The sequence below is a fragment of the Ensifer sp. ENS06 genome (genome assembly GCF_014852205.1).
Lineage (GTDB): Bacteria > Pseudomonadota > Alphaproteobacteria > Rhizobiales > Rhizobiaceae > Ensifer > Ensifer adhaerens.
This window is the reverse complement of record NZ_JACVBC010000001.1, coordinates 491,169-510,124: the sequence shown is the minus strand read 5'-3', so window position 1 is coordinate 510,124 and position 18,956 is coordinate 491,169. Positions and strand designations below refer to the sequence as shown.

General features: G+C 63.8%; 16 protein-coding genes. 7 read left to right on the top strand and 9 right to left on the bottom strand.

What is annotated here, in order from left to right; all coding sequences use genetic code 11:
* Nucleotides 1-53 precede the first annotated feature (53 nt).
* Nucleotides 54-401, top strand: a complete 348-nt coding sequence (locus tag IB279_RS02535) for a DUF952 domain-containing protein (RefSeq protein WP_113187497.1) — start codon at nucleotides 54-56, stop codon at nucleotides 399-401.
* Nucleotides 398-1,483, top strand: coding sequence for a quinone-dependent dihydroorotate dehydrogenase (locus IB279_RS02530; protein ID WP_060581873.1), 1,086 nt, complete (start codon nucleotides 398-400; stop codon nucleotides 1,481-1,483). Before IB279_RS02535 ends, IB279_RS02530 begins: the two co-directional genes overlap by 4 nt.
* Here IB279_RS02530 and IB279_RS02525 read toward each other — a convergent pair.
* From IB279_RS02525 to IB279_RS02515, 3 genes are all read right to left on the bottom strand, one after another.
* Nucleotides 1,459-2,814: an MATE family efflux transporter gene (locus IB279_RS02525; RefSeq protein WP_113187498.1), complete on the bottom strand. Its 1,356-nt coding sequence runs from the start codon at nucleotides 2,812-2,814 to the stop codon at nucleotides 1,459-1,461. The genes IB279_RS02530 and IB279_RS02525 overlap by 25 nt on opposite strands.
* Before the next feature lie 308 nt (nucleotides 2,815-3,122).
* Nucleotides 3,123-3,626, bottom strand: a complete 504-nt coding sequence (locus tag IB279_RS02520) for a CAP domain-containing protein (RefSeq protein ID WP_034797109.1) — start codon at nucleotides 3,624-3,626, stop codon at nucleotides 3,123-3,125.
* Nucleotides 3,627-3,628: 2 nt separating this feature from the next.
* Nucleotides 3,629-3,895 carry a DUF6460 domain-containing protein gene (locus IB279_RS02515; RefSeq protein ID WP_034797119.1) on the bottom strand — a complete coding sequence of 89 codons (267 nt, stop codon included), beginning with the start codon at nucleotides 3,893-3,895 and terminating at the stop codon, nucleotides 3,629-3,631.
* Between the two features lie 162 nt (nucleotides 3,896-4,057).
* Between IB279_RS02515 and IB279_RS02510 the strand changes: the two genes are divergently transcribed.
* Both IB279_RS02510 and IB279_RS02505 read left to right on the top strand, forming a co-directional pair.
* A complete protein-coding gene (locus IB279_RS02510; protein ID WP_060581870.1) occupies nucleotides 4,058-5,011 on the top strand; it encodes a methyltransferase in 954 nt (317 codons plus the stop codon).
* Between the two features lie 106 nt (nucleotides 5,012-5,117).
* Entirely contained in the window at nucleotides 5,118-5,753 is a 636-nt protein-coding gene (locus tag IB279_RS02505) for a YitT family protein (RefSeq protein ID WP_034797123.1), read from the top strand.
* 96 nt (nucleotides 5,754-5,849) lie between these two features.
* On the opposite strand, the gene IB279_RS02500 is transcribed toward IB279_RS02505, so the two are convergent.
* Both IB279_RS02500 and IB279_RS02495 read right to left on the bottom strand, forming a co-directional pair.
* The gene (locus IB279_RS02500) at nucleotides 5,850-6,314 is read right to left on the bottom strand and encodes a carboxymuconolactone decarboxylase family protein (protein ID WP_034797125.1); all 465 of its coding nucleotides are present in this window, start codon (nucleotides 6,312-6,314) and stop codon (nucleotides 5,850-5,852) included.
* A 34-nt stretch (nucleotides 6,315-6,348) separates the two neighbouring features.
* Nucleotides 6,349-6,852 carry an Rrf2 family transcriptional regulator gene (locus IB279_RS02495; RefSeq protein ID WP_060522333.1) on the bottom strand — a complete coding sequence of 168 codons (504 nt, stop codon included), beginning with the start codon at nucleotides 6,850-6,852 and terminating at the stop codon, nucleotides 6,349-6,351.
* A 108-nt stretch (nucleotides 6,853-6,960) separates the two neighbouring features.
* Here IB279_RS02495 and IB279_RS02490 point away from each other — a divergent pair, with 108 nt between their 5' ends.
* Nucleotides 6,961-9,507 (top strand): ligase-associated DNA damage response DEXH box helicase, encoded by a 2,547-nt coding sequence (locus tag IB279_RS02490; protein WP_162741139.1) that lies wholly within the window; start codon nucleotides 6,961-6,963, stop codon nucleotides 9,505-9,507.
* Between the two features lie 114 nt (nucleotides 9,508-9,621).
* A complete protein-coding gene (gene pdeM / locus IB279_RS02485; RefSeq protein ID WP_060581904.1) occupies nucleotides 9,622-10,347 on the top strand; it encodes a ligase-associated DNA damage response endonuclease PdeM in 726 nt (241 codons plus the stop codon).
* Nucleotides 10,348-10,398: 51 nt separating this feature from the next.
* On the opposite strand, the gene IB279_RS02480 is transcribed toward pdeM, so the two are convergent.
* The 4 genes from IB279_RS02480 to IB279_RS02465 all read right to left on the bottom strand — a co-directional run bounded on the left by IB279_RS02480 (nucleotide 10,399) and on the right by IB279_RS02465 (nucleotide 16,646).
* Entirely contained in the window at nucleotides 10,399-10,635 is a 237-nt protein-coding gene (locus IB279_RS02480; protein WP_034797129.1) for an Lrp/AsnC ligand binding domain-containing protein, read from the bottom strand.
* Between the two features lie 113 nt (nucleotides 10,636-10,748).
* Nucleotides 10,749-11,549: a TIGR02186 family protein gene (locus IB279_RS02475; RefSeq protein WP_113187501.1), complete on the bottom strand. Its 801-nt coding sequence runs from the start codon at nucleotides 11,547-11,549 to the stop codon at nucleotides 10,749-10,751.
* A complete protein-coding gene (locus IB279_RS02470; protein WP_034797131.1) occupies nucleotides 11,549-12,475 on the bottom strand; it encodes a sulfite exporter TauE/SafE family protein in 927 nt (308 codons plus the stop codon). Before IB279_RS02470 ends, IB279_RS02475 begins: the two co-directional genes overlap by 1 nt.
* Before the next feature lie 340 nt (nucleotides 12,476-12,815).
* Complete coding sequence (locus IB279_RS02465; protein WP_113187502.1) at nucleotides 12,816-16,646, bottom strand: peptidoglycan-binding protein; 3,831 nt, start codon at nucleotides 16,644-16,646, stop codon at nucleotides 12,816-12,818.
* A 481-nt stretch (nucleotides 16,647-17,127) separates the two neighbouring features.
* On the opposite strand from IB279_RS02465, the gene IB279_RS02460 reads away from it, so the two are divergent.
* Nucleotides 17,128-18,924, top strand: a complete 1,797-nt coding sequence (locus IB279_RS02460) for an acyl-CoA dehydrogenase C-terminal domain-containing protein (protein WP_113187503.1) — start codon at nucleotides 17,128-17,130, stop codon at nucleotides 18,922-18,924.
* Nucleotides 18,925-18,956 lie beyond the last annotated feature (32 nt).

Below are 18,956 nucleotides of genomic sequence, written 5' to 3'. Positions count from 1 at the left end.
GCCGATATTTACGGCAAGGCCACGACAGAAGATTACGGGGACAGACGGGCACCATGGGTTCCATCATCTACAAAATCGTTCCGGCATTGCTGTGGCAGGAAGCCAAGCACAGCGGGCGCTTCGACGGCGCGCCGGTCGATCTCGCCGACGGTTACGTCCATTTTTCGACCGGCGAACAGGTGCTCGAGACGGCAGCGCGCTACTTCGAGGGACAGGAAGGCCTGCTTCTGGTCGCCGTCGACGGCGACGCACTTGGCGAAGAGCTGGTCTATGAACCCTCGCGCGGCGGCGCCCTCTTCCCACATCTCTATGCCCCCCTCTTCCTGTCGGCCGTTCTCTGGGAAAAGCCCCTGCCGCTCGGCGCTGACGGCGCGCATATCTTCCCGGAACTTGATGCATGAACCCGCTGACCAGCCTTGCCCGCCGCGGCCTTTTCCTCTTCGATCCGGAGGCCGCGCACGGCCTTTCGATCAAGGCGCTGAAGACCGGGCTCGTGCCGAACTGTCCCGCCAAGGCCGACAAGCGGCTTGCGCAGACAGTCGCTGGCATCGTTTTTCCGAACCCGATCGGCATGGCGGCCGGCTACGACAAGAATGCAGAGGTGCCGGAAGCACTTCTGAAGATCGGCTTCGGTTTCACCGAGATCGGCACCGTCACGCCGAAGCCGCAGGCAGGCAACGACAAGCCGCGCATTTTCCGCCTGGTCGAGGACGAAGCGGTAATCAATCGCCTCGGCTTCAACAATGAAGGCCATGGCGCAGCGCTGGCGCGGCTGAAGGCCTGTTCGCGCGATGCGCTGATCGGCGTCAATATCGGTGCCAACAAGGACAGCGCCGACCGCATCGCCGACTATGTCAGTGGCATCCATACGTTCTACTCGGTCGCCCGCTATTTCACCGCCAACATCTCCTCGCCGAACACGCCGGGTCTGCGCGACCTGCAGGCGCGCGAAAGTCTCGCCGCCCTGTTGTCGGCGGTGCTTGCCGCGCGCGACGAAGAGGCGCTGCGCAGCAATCGCCGTGTTCCCGTCTTCCTGAAGATAGCGCCCGATCTCACCGAAGAAGGCATGGACGATATCGCTGCCGAAGTGCTGGCACACAATCTCGACGGCCTGATCGTCTCCAACACGACGCTTTCGCGCGACGGCCTCAAGGATCAGGCCCAAGCGAAGGAGTCCGGTGGCCTCTCGGGCAAGCCACTGTTTGAAAAGTCGACGGCGGTGCTTGCCCGCATGCGCAAGCGTGTCGGCCCGAAGCTGCCGATCATCGGCGTTGGCGGCGTCAGCTCGGCCGAAACCGCGGCCGAAAAGATCCGCGCCGGCGCCGATCTGGTTCAGCTCTATTCCTGCATGGTCTATGAGGGCCCTGCCCTGCCGGGCCGCATCGTACGTGGCCTCTCGGATCTCTGTGAGCGCGAGCGTCTCACCTCGATCCGCGATATCCGCGACAGCCGTCTCGACTACTGGGCCGGCAGGAACGTCTGACGCGCCTTCATCGGGATCCGCGACAAGAGGAACAGCCCGCGCATCAACAGGAACAGGTTGAGCCCCGCCCACAGGCCATGATTGCCGAAGGCGGGGACCAGCACAGCGAGCGCTGCGGCATAACCGACAAAGGCCGCCAGCATCATGTTGCGCATCTCGCGCGACCATGTGGCGCCGATGAAGACGCCGTCCATCAAGAAGGCGAGCGCGCCGGTCATCGCCGTCACTGCCGCCCAGGGCAGATATTCGTAAGCCGCCGCGCGAACATCCGGGGCCGTCGTCAGAAGATCGATGAGCCTGCCGCCGAACAGCAAGAAGGCAACGGTCGTCACCAGTGCAAGCCCCAGCGACCAGGCGGCCGTCAGCCGCAGCGCGCGGTCGAAGGCCGGACGGTAACGGGCGCCGATCGAGCGGCCGATGAGCTGTTCCGCCGCATTGGCAAGGCCGTCGAGATAGTAGCCGGCAACGAGGAAGATCGTCATCAGCACCGCATTGGCGGCAAGCGTCACGGGCCCGAAGGCGGTGCCGATGCGGGTCATCAGCGTGAAGGCGGCCAGAAGCAGGAACGAGCGGATCATGATGTCGCGGTTGAGGCCGAAGAGCGGCTTCAGCCGTTCGCGATCGAAGATCTCGGCCCAGCTTGGCGCATCCTTGCGGTCGAAGCGGCCACAGACGATGGCAAAGCCGACGAGCGCGCCGATCACTTCGCCGGTGACGGTCGCCAGCGCCACTCCCATCACACCCCAGCCGAACACCAGACCGAGCAGGATCGACAACACGATGTTGATGCCGTTGATCAGCGTCTGCAGCATCAGCCCGATGGTGCCTTCGCCGCGGCCGAGCACGAAGCCAAGGATGGCGTAGTTGGCAAGCGCCGCCGGTGCCGAAAGGATGCGACAGAGAAAATAGGTGCTGGTGACATCAGCCACTTCAGGCTCCGGTCCCACCAGCCAGAGGCCGCCGGACAAAAGCACCGGCGAAACGAGCAGGCTGATCGTGCCGCAAACGAGCGCGATGATCAGCGAGCGCCAGAACACCGCCTGCTGCTCGCGCCGGTCGCCGCGGCCATAGGCCTGGGCAACCAGGCCCGTGGTCGCTGCCCGCAGGAAGTTGAAGCTGGTGAAGATCAGGTCGAACAGGATGGCGCCGACGGCAAGGCCCGCCAGCAAGGTTGCCTGCCCCATGCGGCCGACAACGGCGGTATCGACGAGGCCTAGCAAGGGCGTCGTCAGAAAGCCGAGCGTCATCGGCAGCGCAATCGCCAGGATCAGCCGATGGGTGACATGGAACGGGCCGGCAGCGTCGCTCGGCGAGGCGGAAGAGGCGGTCATCGAACGGTCCGGGCGTGTTGGATGAGAGGTGACCGTTTTAGGGAATGAGCATGGGCGGATGCAAGCGCGTCGTGCAGCTCGGCGAAAACGTCCCAATGCGGCAAGAGCCCCTCACCCTAGCTCTCTCCCCGCAACCGGGGAGAGAGGACGTGGCGAACGCAACGTCACCCCCGACATCGATCGAAGGAAAGTCCGGATATCAGTCACAGTGAATTGGAAGGGCGCCGCAAGCCTCCTACTCCCCGCCTGCGGGGAGAAGGTCCGGGCAGGGGGATGAGGGGCGCAGTTCCATACGAATGCGGACGCTATCAGCCCGAAAGTACCATCGCCCAGAACGGACGGTTGCCGGAGGCTGCGTTCTGCGCGACGGCAACGCCCAGGCCACGGTAATTGCCGAGCATGTTTTCGAGATGCTTGGGCGACCTGTACCAGGCGTCATAGGCGCGTTCGGCATCGTCCTGGCCCACGGCGATGTTTTCGGCGGCCGGAAGCGTCACGCCCTGGCCCTTCATGCGGTCGTAGAAACTGTCGTTCCAGCCGATCAGGTGCTGCATCTTGCCGGCCTTGGCCATGCGCGCCGCCTGGTTCATCGCAGCGACGGACGCCGCATGGTCGGCGACGAGCTCGGTCAGGCCCTTGCCCTTGCGCAGCTTGTTGACATAACCGAGGCTCGCTGCGGTCTGGTCGCTGCCGGTGCCGCTTTCGGGCATCAGCACCTTGGACGTCGTGCAGCCGGCAAGTGCGCCGAGCGAGAGGATGGCGGTCGCACGCAGCAGGCCGCGGCGTTCGATCAGAAGAAGGCGGTCCTGCATCGTCAACGCCGAAAGTTCAGGACGCGCAGGATGACGAAGGCCGGCACGACGATCACGGCGCCGAGCAGCAGATAGTCGCCCACCCGACCAAGCGCTGCAAAGCCGGTGTACCAGAGGTCGAGCAGGAAGTTGCGGACGGCAAAGTAGATATCGGTCGGATACCAGCCGAACATCCTCATCACGAAGCCGACGAGGATCGACACCACGATGAGCTTGACCAGCACACGCAGCGGCGAGTCACCCAAGAATCTGTTCATTCCGTCCGACATCAGCGAACTTCTCCTGTTTGTCTTCACATAAGCCGCGATCGGCAGCGTCGCAAGTCACCGGCCCCGGCGGGCACGGCCCGCGCTTCCGATCGCGCCAGATTCCGCTTGTATTTTGCGGCATCCGGCGTCAGAAGCGCTAATCGCAACCAACATCTCACATTGATGACGCTCAACCAGCTCTCCTCCGGCGACCTGATCGCCGACCGCCGCGCCGACTACGCAAAAATGCTTGCCGAGGGCGGCGAGCCCGCAAGTGCGGCCGAACTCATGGCGCAAGCGCTGGAACAGGCACCCAACTGGGCAGCCGGCTGGTTTCGGCTCGCGGACTATGAAGAAAAATCTGGCCGGAAAGAGGCGGCGATCGAAGCGCTGAGGAAAACGCTGGCGCTCAGCCCCCAGGATATCTTCGGCGCCGGCCTCAAACTGGCTCTGCTTGGCGCTGCGGCCATGCCCGAACAGCCCCCGAGCCTCTATGTCGAGCGCCTCTTCGACGACTATGCCGATCGCTTCGACAAGGCCCTGGTGGAGAAACTCGGTTATACCGTGCCGCAGAAGCTCGCGGCGCTCATTCAAAGCCATATCGGGCAAAGCCACACGGGAGGCCTCATCTTCGAGCATGTGACGGATCTCGGGTGCGGCACCGGCCTCTTCGGCGAGCGCATCCGGGATCAGGCACAGTTCCTCGAAGGTTTCGACATCTCCATCAACATGCTCGCCAAGGCCGAGGCGAAATCCACCTACGATCGGCTGGCCCGCGCCGATCTCTCTCTTTCGCCGGAGGTTTCCGGCATCTTCGGCAACTTCGCCACCGCCCGAGCCGATCTCGTCAGCGCCGCCGACGTGCTCATGTATCTCGGCAATCTCGACAGTGTCTTCGACATCACCACGCGCCTGCTCACCCCTCAGGGCCATTTTGCGTTCTCGGTAGAGGACGCCGGCGAGGGGGAGGAGTTCCTGCTGCGGCCGTCGCTGCGCTACGCTCACAGCGAGACCTATGTCCGCGGCCTCTGCGCAACGCATGGACTGGAGCTTGTGGCCATGGAGCACACGGTCATCCGCATGGATGCGGGAGAGCCAGTCTTCGGCATCCTGTTCCTGGCGCGCAAGCCTGCATAAAACGCAAGGCAGAGTCGCAAAAATAGGTCAGCATAACTGACATATTTTTCTTGATTGTTGTTGTGCATTGCAGCATTGCTCAAGCCATCGCAATCGAGGATTTGCCATGGCCCAGATCAGCAGCGTTTTCGGTCTCTGGAACACCAGCCCGACCCGGCACTCCGCCGTCGAGGACCTGCAGGGCATCTTTACCGGCAGCCTGATTGCGGCGCTCGGCCTCTATTTCCTCGCAAGCGCCGGCCTTTTGACCGGCAGCACGGCGGGCGTCGCCTTCCTTTTGCACTATGCTTTCGGCATCAATTTCGGCCTCGCCTTCTTCCTGCTGAACCTGCCGTTCTTCTACCTGTCGCTGAAGCGTCTGGGCCCGGCCTTCACGGTCAAGACCTTCATCGCCATCGGCGTGACCTCGTTCCTGACAGACATCCAGTCGCGCCTCTTCCAGATCGGCACGATCCAGCCAGCTTGGGCGGCCCTGCTCGGCGGACTTCTGCTCGGCTACGGCCTGCTTGCGCTCTACCGCCACCGCGCCAGCCTCGGCGGCGTCGGTATTCTCGGCATCTATCTGCAGGAGCGCTTCGGCATTCGCGCCGGCCTCGTGCAGCTTGCGATCGACATGGTCGTGCTTGTCTTCGCCTTCGGCGTGACCTCGCCCACCGTCGTTGCCTGGTCGGTGCTCGGTGCTGTCGTCTTGAACCTGTTCGTGGCCATCAACCACCGCGCCGATCGTTACATCGCGCTCTAGAACGCCGTACGTTCATCTGAACGCGGATGCTCTAGGATGCAGAGCAGCTAGCCCCGAAGCGGACCTCGGGGCTAGCTGGAGGTTCCTCACGCGATATCAGGCGGCCTTGACCGGCTGATCGACCGGATGCTGCGAGCGCAGGCCGACAGCGACACGGTTCCAGACATTGATGACGCCGATCGCCATGGTGATCTTGGTGATTTCAGCCTCGCTGAAGTGCGCGCGCAGCGGCTCGAAATCCGCGTCGGGTGCGCCGGTCTGGGCAAGGTTGGTCAGCGATTCCGTCCAAGCGAGCACGGCGCGCTCACGCGCGTCATAGATCGGCGATTCCCGCCAGGCGCAGATCAGGTGAATCCACTGCTCGCTCATACCGGTGTGGCGCGCCTCTTTCACATGCATGTCGATGCAATAGGCGCAGCCGTTGATCTGCGAGGCGCGCAGCTTGATCAGGTGGATCAGGCGCGGCTCCAGGCCGGATTCCTTGACGATGTAGCTGTCGAAGGCGGCCGCGGCCTTGTAGGCATCGGGAGCGGCTTGAACGAAGTTGAAACGCGGCTGCATGGTCTTCTCCTTGGGCTTAACGGGTTGATGGGGGTCAGGCGCTGGCGGACGATTTGCGCTCGTTGATCGCCAGAAAGGCTTCGGTTCGCGCCCATACGCTGCCGTCATCCTTGGCGTTGAGGTCATCCAGGATGCTGGCGATGGTCACGCGCCTGAGTTCGGTGCGGTAGGCCTGCTCGGCTCTCAGCATCGCAACATTGATGGTGCAGGGCGCGGTCGGCTTGCAGGCATAGGGATTGGGACCGCGCAGCCGGATCTCGTTGCACCGGAACGCCGGCTCCGGGCCTTCGACCGCAAGCACGATATCGAGCAAGGTAATCTTCTCCGGCGTCTTCGCGAGCCGGTAACCGCCCTTAGGACCCGGAACTGCCTCCAGCAGTCCGGCACCGGACATCGCCTGCAGGTGCTTCAAGAGATAGCTCGTAGAGACGCCATGGAACTCGGCAAGAGCGGCCGCCGACAGGGTGCTGCCCGGCTGAAGACAGCTCAGCATCGTCACGCTGTGAATGGCCTGCTCGACCCCGTCACCGAGTTTCATGGGCGGCTCCTTAATCGTGGATAATTTTTATCTATGATTAGACGGAGAGTCAATGCCTGTGATTGCACCCATCGGACAGGCTTCTCTTTTGGCGGATTTGATCTACCTTTGTTCTCCGTGAACAGGATCGATTCCAGAGAGCCGCAGGGCGATGCCCTGACCCTGCCCGCTCCCTTTCTGCGCTGGTTCGGCGAGAAGGGCTGGCGGCCGCGTGCGCACCAGCTGGAGCTGCTCGCCCGCGCCGAGGCCGGGGAAAGCACGCTGCTGATCGCTCCGACCGGCGCCGGCAAGACGCTCGCCGGCTTCCTGCCTTCGCTGGTCGATCTCACCCGGCGCGGCAAGATCCCGCCGGGCGCAGCCTTCGTCGGCATCCACACGCTCTACATCTCGCCTCTGAAGGCGCTCGCCGTCGATATCGAGCGCAACCTGATGAAACCGGTCGGCGAAATGGGACTGCCTGTGCGCGTCGAAAACCGTACCGGCGATACGCCGACCGCCAAGCGTCAGCGGCAGAAGCTCAATCCGCCCGACATCCTGCTGACGACGCCGGAGCAACTGGCGCTGCTGCTCGCCAACGGCGAGGCGCAACGCTTCTTCAAGGACCTGCGCTACGTCGTCTTTGACGAGCTGCATTCGCTCGTCACCTCCAAACGCGGCCATCTTCTCTCCCTCGGTCTGGCGCGGCTGCGCCGGCTGGCGCCCGGCCTGCAGACGATCGGCCTTTCGGCAACGGTCGCCGACCCGATGGAACTGCAGCGTTGGCTGGCGCCGCAAGAGCCGGACGCGCACAACCATGCCGGTCTGGTCCAGGTCCAGGGCGGGGCCAAGCCGCAGATCTCCATTCTGAAGACCGAGGAGCATGTGCCCTGGGCCGGGCACTCGGCACGCTACGCCATCGCCGATGTCTACGAAGCGATCAAGGAGCACGGCACCACCCTGCTCTTCGTCAACACCCGCAGCCAGGCGGAGCTGCTCTTCCAGGAGCTCTGGACGATCAACGACGACAACCTGCCGATCGCGCTGCATCACGGTTCGCTCGACGTCGCCCAGCGCCGCAAAGTCGAGGCGGCGATGGCGGAGAACCGCCTTCGGGCGGTCGTTGCGACCTCGACGCTCGACCTCGGCATCGACTGGGGCGATGTCGATCTCGTCGTGCATGTGGGCGCACCGAAGGGCGCGAGTCGCCTTGCCCAGCGCATCGGCCGCGCCAACCACCGCATGGACGAACCGTCGAAGGCGATCCTGGTGCCGGCCAACCGCTTCGAGGTGATGGAATGCCAGGCCGCACTCGACGCCAACTATATCGGCGCGCAGGACACGCCACCCGTCGGCAAGGGCGCTCTCGACGTGCTCGCCCAGCACGTGCTCGGCATGGCTTGCGCCGCGCCTTTCGATCCGCTCGCATTGTTCGATGAAATCACCACCGCCTCGCCTTATGCGACGCTCGCCTGGGAGACCTTCGAGCGCGTCATCGATTTCGTTGCCACCGGCGGCTATGCGCTGAAGACCTACGAGCGCTATGCCCGCATCCGCAAGACCAAGGACGGGCTCTATCGCGTCTCCAATCCGCTGGTGGCGCAACAGTACCGGCTGAACGTCGGCACCATCGTCGAATCGCCGATGCTGAACGTGCGTTTGGTCAAGCGCAACGCCCGCGGCTCGCTTGGCCGCGGCGGCATGCCGCTCGGCAAGGTCGAAGAGTATTTTCTCGAAATGCTGTCCCAGGGCGACACCTTCATGTTCTCCGGCAAGGTGCTGCGTTTCGAGGGCATCCGCGAAAACGAGTGCCTGGTCAGCCAGGCCTTCACGTTCGATCCCAAGGTGCCGAGCTATGCCGGCGGCAAGTTCCCACTCTCGACTTACCTCGCCGAGCAGGTCCGCAGGATGCTTGCCGATCCGGCGCGCCGGGCAGCGCTGCCGGAACAGGTGCGCGACTGGCTGTCCTTGCAGAAGGACGTCTCGATGCTGCCGCGCGAGGACGAGCTTCTGATCGAGACCTTTCCGCGCGGCAGCCGCCATTACATGGTCATCTATGCCTTCGAAGGGCGGTTGGCCCACCAGACGCTCGGCATGCTGCTTACCCGCCGGCTCGATCGCGCCGGGCTGAAACCGCTCGGTTTCGTCGCCACCGATTACTCGCTGGCGGTCTGGGCGCTCGACGACCTCGGGGCCACCTTCGAGCTCAGGCGCGGCGCGCTTGCCGATCTCTTCGACGAGGACATGCTCGGCGACGACCTCGAAGCCTGGCTCAACGAATCCTTCCTGCTCAAACGGACCTTCCGCAACTGCGCCGTCATCGCCGGCCTCATCGACCAGCGCCATCCCGGCAAGGAAAAGACCGGCCGGCAGGTGACGGTCTCGGCAGACCTCATTTACGACGTATTGCACGCGCACGAGCCGGATCACCTGCTGCTCGAAGCGACCCGCAACGATGCGGCGACGGGGCTTTTGGACATCGCCCGCCTCGGGGATATGCTGAAGCGAATCAAGGGCCACATCACGCATCGACGGCTCGACCGGATCTCGCCGCTGGCGGTGCCCGTCATGTTGGAGATCGGCAAGGAAATGGTCCAGGGCGAAGCGCAGGACTTCCTGCTGTCGGAAGCCGCCGACGACCTGATCCACGAGGCGATGGGCGGTCTGGATGTGGATTGATAGGAAAATGGTTTCGAGAATGAGCAGTCTGTCGATGTCGGCGGGTTACCCCCCTCTGCCCTGCCGGCCAGAGGGGGGTATTATCCTCGCAACACAATGTGCGAGACCGTGACCATGCACCGCCTCGCCCACGCCCTCTCGGCCCAGACGACTGCCCCCCTCCTCCATGCCCAGACAATCGTCAACGGCGTCATCGCGATCTGCGATCCGCTCGGTAGCCTCTACCTGCCGGAGACGGGCACGCTGGTCGTCTCCGACCTGCATCTGGAGAAAGGCTCCGCCTTTGCCCGCCGCGGCATGCTTTTGCCGCCTTACGATACGCTGGCGACGCTGCGTGTGCTTGAAGCGGCGATCGCGCGGCACGACCCGAAGTTCGTCATCAGCCTCGGCGACAACTTCCATGACCGCGTCGGTTCGGCGGCAATGCCCGATGATTTCCGCCACATGATTGCCGCCATGGCGCATGGGCGCGAATGGGTCTGGATCAACGGCAACCACGACCCGGACGGCGCTTTCGGGCTGCCGGGCGCCTCGATGGACGAACTTGGCCATGCGGGCCTGACCTTCCGGCACGAGCCGAAGCGCGGCGATGCCGTCGGCGAGATCGCCGGGCACCTGCATCCGGCAGCAACGGTGGTAAGACGGGAAAGAGCAGTGCGCCGCGCCTGTTTTGCGACCGATGGCACGCGCATGCTGATGCCAGCTTTCGGGGTCACCACTGGCGGGCTCGATCTCAGGCACCGGGCCATGACCGGCCTCTTCGACCGCAGCAAGCTTGTCGCCCATATGCTCGGGCGCGACCGGATCTATTCGGTTCGCTTTGCCAATCTCATCGCCTGAAGAGGGCGGGGAAAACGGCGCGGCTCTCCCGCGCCGGGGATCCGCCGGTAATCAGAAGGCGTTGAAGGTCAGCGTCGTCAGCGAGCGCGAGATGCCCGGCACCGTGGCAATGTTGTCGTTGATGAACTTGCCGATGTCCTGGCCTTCTTCGATATAGACCTTGATGATCAGGTCGTAATCGCCGCTCGTCGAATACATCTCCGAAACGATCTCCTTGCGGTAGATCTCGTCGGCAACCTCGTAGGTCTTGCCGGGAGCGCACTGCAACTGGACAAAAATCGGTTTCATCGAGCTTCCTCTGTTTTTTATTTGCCATGGCATGCGCTGATGAAACGCATTCGGCATGCCTTTCCATAGCGCTCCGGCGCGCAAAAGGAAACGTCGGCGAAGATCGCCCGTCACTATTCCTTGCGGAAGATCACGCTGGCGCCCCAGCCGGTGATGACGGCGAGCAGCACGGCCATGAGGCCATAGAGCAGCGGCTGCTGGTGTGCCGCCTGGGTGATGAACTGTTCCAGGCCGGTCTTGACGACACGCAGCGGCAGCGCCTTGGCGGCGACGAAGACGCCGTCACGGAAGAGATAGGCGCGAACCACATGCACGCCGTTCGGCACGTTGGCCGGCAAGCGCACCGACGCCTTGAAGAGGCTGGAGCTGATGAACTGCACGCCGCCGGGATCGCGCTCGTAGACGCCGCTGGTCTCGCGGATCCGGCGGAAGGCGTTGCGGAATTCGCCGAGATTGCTGCCGTCACCGACGAAGCCGAGCGGCACCAGCCGCATGTGGTCGACGCCGATGCCCATGTTGCCCATCTCGCCGGGCGGCGCGATCGTCTCGATATCGCGCGTCGACGACAGCGAATAGGATTCAGGCACCAGCTCGAAGGTCATGGAGCTGGTGTTCACCCAGATGCCGAAGACGCGCTCCTTCTTACGCACCGTCGCGTTGTCCTTGGGCCCTTCGAGGCTGACGACGATGTTGTAGCGACCCTGGGCCAGCAGGCCCTGATCGAAGCCGTCGACTGCGCCGAAGATCGTCAGGTCGGCGCCGCGGAAATCGGAAGTGATGGCGATCTCGTCGGTGGAGATGCCGATCTCCAGCTTCTCGGTGAAGTCGGCATTCTCGTCCTGGATGGCTGCCTGCGCCGGGGCGGCGAAAGCCAGAACAAGGAGAGCGAGAGTTGTGCGGGCGAGGCGGATCATCAGAAACCGAACCCCGCGGATACGACCGAATAGACGTCCTTCGGCGGAATGATGAGCTCGATTGCCAGACGGATGCCGACGGCAAGAACAAGCAAGGCCAGCAATGCGCGCAGCTGTTCGCCGCGCAGCTTCTGGCCGACGCGTACGCCGTATTGGGCACCGATGACACCGGCGATCATCAGTACGAAGGCGAGCACGATATCGACGGTGTAGTTGGTCGAAGCCTGGACGATGACCGTGTAGGCCGAAACAAAGATGATCTGGAACAGCGACGTGCCGACGACGACATTGGTCGGGATGCGCAGGAGATAGATCATCGCCGGCACCATGATGAAGCCGCCGCCGACACCCATGACCGAGGTCAGGATGCCGATGCAGAAGCCGAGGGCGACAACCGGGATGACGCTCAGGTAAATCTTCGATTTCTTGAAGCGCATCTTCAAGGGCAGGCCATGCACCCAGTTGTGCTGGCCAGGGCGACGCAAGGTCGTCTGCTGGTTCTTGGCCGCCTTGCGCATGGCGACGACGCTCTCCCAAAGCATCAGGCCGCCAACGGTGCCGAGCAGCACGACGTAAAGCAGCGAGATCACCAGGTCGAGCTGGCCGAGGCGACGCAGCAGCGAGAACAGCCAGACGCCGACGGTCGCGCCGGCAAGACCACCGCATAAGAGCACCGTGCCGAGCTTGATGTCGATCGTACCACGCCGGAAATGCGTGATCGCCCCCGAAATCGACGAGGCCACCACCTGGTTGGCACCGGTCGCTACCGCTACGACGGGAGGAATATTGTAGAAGATCAGGAGCGGGGTGATCAGGAACCCGCCACCGACGCCGAACATGCCGGACAGAAAGCCGACTGCGGCGCCCATACCGAGAATGATGAGTATGTTCACCGACAACTCTGCGATGGGCAGATAAATCGACACGCCGGGACCTCGATATGCCAACGGCCCGCGATGCGGGCGAACCAGTCAGTGTGGCAATCAAATCACCACGATTGAGGGAATATTCGAAGGGCCGGCACCTCTCCCGAGGGCGAGGCGGCCTCCGTCATGCACTCCTGCAGCGTTGCGCTTCCGCCAGGACGTGCCAAGGCCACGAATCGGACCTTGATTGCTGCATCGGTTCTTCCTTAGCCCGATTCCGATTAAGGAATTATGCAGCAGCCCGAGATTTCAACCTTTTCAGCCACATGGCGGATGGCTGCGCCACCCGCAACCCGTGTCGCCCGGCTCTGCGGCTTTATTACGGCGCAAGGCCCAAGGGTCAGGAATTGCGCTTCAGCAATTCCTTGACCAACTGCTCGGTGATTTCGCCCGTCGGCTCCTGGCCGACCGACTTCTGGAAGGCCTTGATGGCGGCGACGGTCTTCTTGCCCATCTGGCCATCCGGCTTGCCAGCGTCAAAGCCGTTGTTGTTGAGGATCGCCTGGATGTTGCGGACCGCCTTGCTCATGTCGACGCTGGCGGTCTTGTTGGCCGGGCCAACCCAGGCATCCGGAACGTCGACGCTGTTTGCCTTGGCGTCGACCGGTTCAGCCTTCCAGGCTTCCGCCTTGGCCTTGGCGCTTTCGAGCTGCTCCGGCTTCATCGCCTTGGCAACTTCGTCGCGCTTGGCGCCGGCATCGAGATCGCCTTCGCGGGCAGCCGCCGAGAACCACTTGTAGGATTCCGTCAGGTCCTGCGGCACGCCGTTGCCACGGGCATAGAGAACCGCAAGGTTGAACTGGCTGTCGCGGATGCCGAGCTCGGCCGCCTTCGCAAACCACTTCGTTGCCTCGTTGAAGTCAGGCGCGCCATCGCGGCCGCTTGCCAGCATCACCGCGAGGTTGTGCATGGCGCTGGCGTTGCCCTGGCCAGCGGAAGCGATATAGAGCGCCTTCGCCTTCGCCGCGTCGCGCGTCACGCCGGTGCCCTTCTCGTAAAGGGTCGCGAGGCGGTACTGTGCCGGCACGACACCGGCATCGGCGGCGCGCTGATACCATTTGGCGGCTTCAGCCATGTTTTCCTGAACACCACGGCCCTCGGTGAAGCGCACGGCGATTTCGTAGAAGGCGAGCGGGTCGCCGCCCTTGGCCGCGGTCACCAGCGCGACCGGACCGAAACCTTCCGGCAACACGACGTCGGTGGGCACAGCGGCAGCAGCTGTCGTCGCCGGGGTCATCGCGGCGCCATCGGCCGGCGCGCTGGCGAGCGAAGCGTTCGCCACCGGCGACGCTGCGGCCGGAGCCGGCTGGAACTCGGTGACCGGCGTCTTCGTTTCGGCGACCGGCGCAAGCATCGGCGCCTTGTCTTCGGGCGTTGCAAATGTGGTCGTCGGCACGGTCGTTGCCGTCACCGCGATCGAGGCCTCGGGAGGCTTCACGGGCGTTTCGACGGAATCGAGCGGCGTCGCAACGGCCGTCTCAGACGCGGTAACCGGTGCTTCCTGCGCCGCGACGGTCGTGCCCTGCACCAGATGGTCGTCGGCGGCCTTGAACTCGGCTGCCTGCGGAGTGACCGTCTGCTCGATGACCGCGACCGGTTCGACCGGCATCTCGTCCTTGTTCAGCATCGAGCTGACCAGCGGGTAGGACATGATCGCCAAAAGGACGGCGCCGACGGCCATGAGGATCGGCCGGCGATGGCGGGCGAAGGCGCCGCCGATGCCGGACGTCGCGGCCCTGTCGCCGGTCTTGTTGAGGGTGTCGGTCTCTTCGACGGCAAGCTGGGCGGCGCGGCGGGCGGCGGCGATGAAGTCCGATTTGTCGCCATCGGCCGGCTGGATGCCTGCCTTGTTCATCTGCCCGGCGCGCACGCGTTCCAGGATCTTCTTCACGTCGGGAACGCCGGAGCCCGGCTCGAGCAGCTGGTTCGCTTCTTCCGGCGCGAGCATTTCGGAGGGATCGATCGACGGGGTCGGCTCTACGAGCTTGCGTGCCTGTTCCGGCGCCGGTTCCGAGCGCTTGCCGGAAAAGCGCCGGGTGAGGCCGGCGAGCAGGCCGGTGCGGGCGGCGGCAGCCGGCTCGCGCTCTTCTTCGAGCTCGACGGTCGAAATCTGCGCATCGTCGGCAAGGGCTGTTGCCGGTTCGGCGGGTTGAACCGCGACGGCCTGGTCCTCTGCCTGGAGGGCACGGACATTGCGCTGCAGGTCGTCGTAGCGATCATCAAGATCGCCGCCACCGAAGGGGTCGTGGAACTCCGGCTGTGCGGCGCGCGGCATCTGAGCCGCTTCGCGCACCACCGCCATGGCAGGCTGCGCCGCCATTGCCGGCTCGCGGTTTTCGATGCGCTCCAGCTTGTCGGCAATGTGGACGAGCGTTTCGTGCAGCGCCTCGAAGGTGCGCGCAGTCCGCTCTTCGCTGGAGCGGCTCAAGTCCTCAAGCGTCCTCAAGTCTTCGGCGAGTGCCGAGATCGCTGCCAGATCGCCACCGGCGGAGGCCTGCGAAGGGCCGTTCTTGGAATAGGCTTCCATCACAGCTTCGGCGGCCTGGCGCGCGGCTTCCACGATGTACTCGTCGCTGGTCGAGAAATAGTCCTCGAGCGCGGTCATGCGGCTTTCGTAGTCGACGGGCATGGCGCTTTGGGCGACGTCCGCCCGCGGCTGGCTGACCAGCGTCGACAGGTTGGCAATCTGGGCTTCAAGGTTCTGAAGTGCCGCGCGGTCGTCGAACGGCGCGGCGTAGGTCTCTTCCAGACGCTGCGCAATACCGACCAGGCGATCTTCCAGCCGGTCGAAGCGCGGATCGGACGCGGGCTGGGCGCCATGGGTGTCAAGCTCGTCAATTCGGCGGGCGAGATAGTCCAGCCGTTCGGCGAGCGCATCATTGACGCTGCCCTGGTCGAGAGCTTCGATCTTGCGGGAAATGTCCGACAGGTAATCGTTGAGGTCCGACTGCGCGGTCCTGCTGCTGCGCTCCATCATCATCGACAGCTGGTCCAGCCGCTCTTCCAAGCGGGCAGCCGCCTTTTCACCGGCGAGATCCTCGACCCGGACGGTCAAGGCTTCGAGGCGCGCACCGAGCCCACCGTCGTTCGGGCGCGACAGGCTGTCGATCTGGCGGGAGAGATCGCCAAGCCGGCTTTCCAGGCGATTGACAAAGCCGGAATCCAGCCCGGGCGTCGTGCGAGTGTTGGCCGCGATGGCGCGGCTGATTTCGTCGAGACGGCTGTCGAGATCGGCAAACTGCGAGACGAGGCGGCGATCGTCCGGCTGGATCTGGCGACCGAGCATTTCGATCGCCTGGGCGACGGCGATCAGCTTGTCTTCCAGCGCGTCGACGGCGGAGCTTCCCTGGAGCGAGCCGATCTGCGACTTGATTTCGTCCAGGCGATAGGCGAGCGCGACCAGTTCGTCGTCGCGGTTCTGATCAAAGGCGATCAACCGGTCTTCGACACCGCTCCAGCGGTTTTCCATCCGGCGCATGCTGTCTTCGCGCGCGAGACCGTCGATCATCGCGCGCAGGTCGTCAAAATCGCCGCGCAGCGCATCGGCCTGGGCGGGCGATGCCTGGCGGCCGAGATGCTGGATGCTATCGGCAAGGCGCTGCATGTCGCCGCGCACGTCTTCGGCAAAGCTGTGATCCTGCGCCTGCGCCTTGATGCCGCGAATTTCGGTGCGCAGCGAATTCATCTCGCGCGTCAGGCCGTCAGTGATGTCGCGCTTCAGGTCCTGGCGCAAACCGACAAGCGCTTCGGCGATATCGTTGACCGCGGAGGCGGGCCGCGGAGGTTGGCTGTGAAGCGGTTGCTGGCGCGGCTCTTCGACGTAACGATCGGAGATCGGGCGCTCGGAAACAGGGCGTTCGGGGGCATAACGTTCCGGCTCGCGCTGCGGCACCCGGTCGCGAAGCGTCGGGCGCTCACGCGAGGTGCTGAGGCTGCGCTGGCGCTGCATGATTTCGGCGACGGCATCGCGGGGCGAGGCCGTTTCCCGCACGGGTTCGCGGGCGGGTTGGCGCTCGGGCGGCCTTGGCGCCGGGTCGCGAGCCGTGCCGCTCATCAGGCCTTCGATCCGCGCCTCCAATCCTTCGATGGTGCGGTTCAAGGCGTCGAGCGACGGCCGCTCGCTATAGGACTGGCTGCCTGCGCGCTGAGGATTTGATCGCAATCCGCTCATGTTGTTCTTCGCCCCTGTCGTCGGCCATCTCGAAAGTCGTCACGGAAGAAAACTGCTTTCTTCACCCCTGTGGCGCTTCCGACGCGGGCAAAACTACAACGATGCGACGCCAGGACAGGTTGCAGCTTTGACCATCTCAACACGCACCTTTCACGAAACGTGGTAAACAAGCGGTTAACCTGCGGATGATTTTTTAACGATTTGGCAGGATCGTGCGAAGTTGAGGCGCCGCAGTGCCGCCGACCTCCCCCACACGCCACCAAACTGCACGACACGCAATTTTTGACGTTTACGCAAACGTCAAAATTTTGTAGCATCCGTCCAACGATGCGAGACCGCCCCGGAGCATCCCGCTGTCCCGTGGAAGCACGGGAGGGAGACGATGCCCTGGAATCAATGAGGATGGCGGCGCATCCGGCATCCTGCAACCGGGCGTCGACGACGAGAGACGGCAGCCCGAAGCACCAAAGGCGAGGAAAGAATGCCCATCTACAAGGCTCCGGTCGACGATACCCTCTTCATCCTGAACGACGTGCTCGGCATCGAGCGCTACAACAACCTGCCCGGATTTGCCGATGCGACGCCCGACATGATCGAAGCGATCGTCGGCGAAGCTGCCAAGCTTGCCGAAGAAGCCCTGTTTCCGGTCAACCTTTCCGGCGACCAGGAAGGCTGCAAGCGTCGCGACGACGGTTCGGTCAGCGTGCCGAAGGGCTTCAAGGAAGCCTTCGACCTGTACCGCGAAGGCGGCTGGCTTGGCCTTGCCGTGCCCGAAGAATTCGGTGGCCAGGGCCTGCCCTATACGCTGCACACCGCCGTCGGCGAATACATGTCGTCGGCCAACATGGCACTGACCATGTATCCGGGCCTCACCCAGGGCGCGATCGCCGCGATCCTCGTGCATGGCACGGACGAGCAGAAGCAGGCCTACCTGCCGAAGATGGTTGCCGGCACCTGGACCGGAACGATGAATCTCACCGAGCCGCATTGCGGGACGGACCTCGGCCTCCTGCGCACGAAGGCAGTGCCCACCGGCAACGGCGCCTACAAGATCTCCGGCCAGAAGATCTTCATCTCTGCCGGCGAACACGACATGTCGGACAACATCATCCATCTGGTGCTCGCCCGCATTGAGGGCGCGCCCGAGGGTGTGAAGGGCATTTCACTGTTCATCGTACCGAAGTTCAAGCTTGATGCCGCCGGCGAGCCGGGCGAACGCAACGGCGTTTCTTGCGGCGCGATCGAACACAAGATGGGCATCCACGGCAACTCGACCTGCGTCATGAACTATGACGAGGCCGAAGGCTATCTCATCGGCACGGAGAACAAGGGCCTCAACGCCATGTTCGTGATGATGAACGAGGCGCGCCTCGGCGTCGGCCTGCAGGGTCTCTCGATTGCCGAAATCGCCTACCAGAATGCCGCCAACTATGCGCGCGACCGCATCCAGGGCCGTTCGCTCTCCGGCCCGAAGGCGCCGGACAAGAAGGCCGACCCGATCATCGTGCATCCGGACGTGCGCCGCACCCTGATGACGATCAAGGCCTTCAACGAAGCCGGCCGCGCCTTCACGCTCTGGACCGCGCTCAAGTCCGACATCGCCCACCGCTCCGACAATGATGCCGACCGCCAGACGGCCGACGACGTCCTCGGCCTGATGACGCCGATCCTGAAGGGCGTACTCACCGACAAGGGCTTCGACCATGCCGTCATGGCGCAGCAGATGTTCGGTGGTCACGGCTACATCGAAGAACACGGCATGAGCCAGTATGTCCGCGATGCCCGCATCGCGATGATCTATGAAGGCGCCAACGGCATCCAGGCGCTCGACCTCGTCGGACGCAAGCTGGGCCTCAACGGCGGCCGCGCCATCATGGCGCTGTTCAAGGAGATCGGCGATTTCTGCGAGGAAAACCGCAGCAACGAAAAGCTCGCCGTCTATACCAAGGCGCTGAAGAAGGGCCTCAACGACCTGCAGGCGGCCACCATGTGGTTCATGCAGAACGCCATGGCCAAACCCGACAATGCCGGCGCCGGCTCGACCGACTACATGCACCTCTTCGGTCTCGTCGTCCTTGGTTACATGTGGGCGAAGATCGCCAAGACCGCCGAGGAAAAGCTTGCCTCTGGCGAAACGGCTCGCGCAGACTATCTGAAGAACAAGCTGATCACCGCGACCTTCTTCATGGAAAGGATCCTGCCGGAAACGGCCCTGCGCAAGGCCCGCATCGAAACCGGCGCCGACACGCTGATGGCGCTCGATGCGGCCGCTTTCTAATCCCGCCGCGGGTTCGATCTAAAATGTTTTGA

Bases quoted from the DNA above. Each gene is read 5' to 3' on its own strand.
- IB279_RS02475 (WP_113187501.1), bottom strand. From the start codon at position 11,549: ATGATCCGCCTCGCCCGCACAACTCTCGCTCTCCTTGTTCTGGCTTTC.
- IB279_RS02520 (WP_034797109.1), bottom strand. From the start codon at position 3,626: ATGCAGGACCGCCTTCTTCTGATCGAACGCCGCGGCCTGCTGCGTGCG.
- IB279_RS02495 (WP_060522333.1), bottom strand. From the start codon at position 6,852: ATGAAACTCGGTGACGGGGTCGAGCAGGCCATTCACAGCGTGACGATG.
- IB279_RS02535 (WP_113187497.1), top strand. From the start codon at position 54: ATGGGTTCCATCATCTACAAAATCGTTCCGGCATTGCTGTGGCAGGAA.
- pdeM (WP_060581904.1), top strand. From the start codon at position 9,622: ATGCACCGCCTCGCCCACGCCCTCTCGGCCCAGACGACTGCCCCCCTC.
- IB279_RS02515 (WP_034797119.1), bottom strand. From the start codon at position 3,895: ATGTCGGACGGAATGAACAGATTCTTGGGTGACTCGCCGCTGCGTGTG.
- IB279_RS02465 (WP_113187502.1), bottom strand. From the start codon at position 16,646: ATGAGCGGATTGCGATCAAATCCTCAGCGCGCAGGCAGCCAGTCCTAT.
- IB279_RS02505 (WP_034797123.1), top strand. From the start codon at position 5,118: ATGGCCCAGATCAGCAGCGTTTTCGGTCTCTGGAACACCAGCCCGACC.
- IB279_RS02480 (WP_034797129.1), bottom strand. From the start codon at position 10,635: ATGAAACCGATTTTTGTCCAGTTGCAGTGCGCTCCCGGCAAGACCTAC.
- IB279_RS02500 (WP_034797125.1), bottom strand. From the start codon at position 6,314: ATGCAGCCGCGTTTCAACTTCGTTCAAGCCGCTCCCGATGCCTACAAG.
- IB279_RS02510 (WP_060581870.1), top strand. From the start codon at position 4,058: ATGACGCTCAACCAGCTCTCCTCCGGCGACCTGATCGCCGACCGCCGC.
- IB279_RS02525 (WP_113187498.1), bottom strand. From the start codon at position 2,814: ATGACCGCCTCTTCCGCCTCGCCGAGCGACGCTGCCGGCCCGTTCCAT.
- IB279_RS02530 (WP_060581873.1), top strand. From the start codon at position 398: ATGAACCCGCTGACCAGCCTTGCCCGCCGCGGCCTTTTCCTCTTCGAT.
- IB279_RS02460 (WP_113187503.1), top strand. From the start codon at position 17,128: ATGCCCATCTACAAGGCTCCGGTCGACGATACCCTCTTCATCCTGAAC.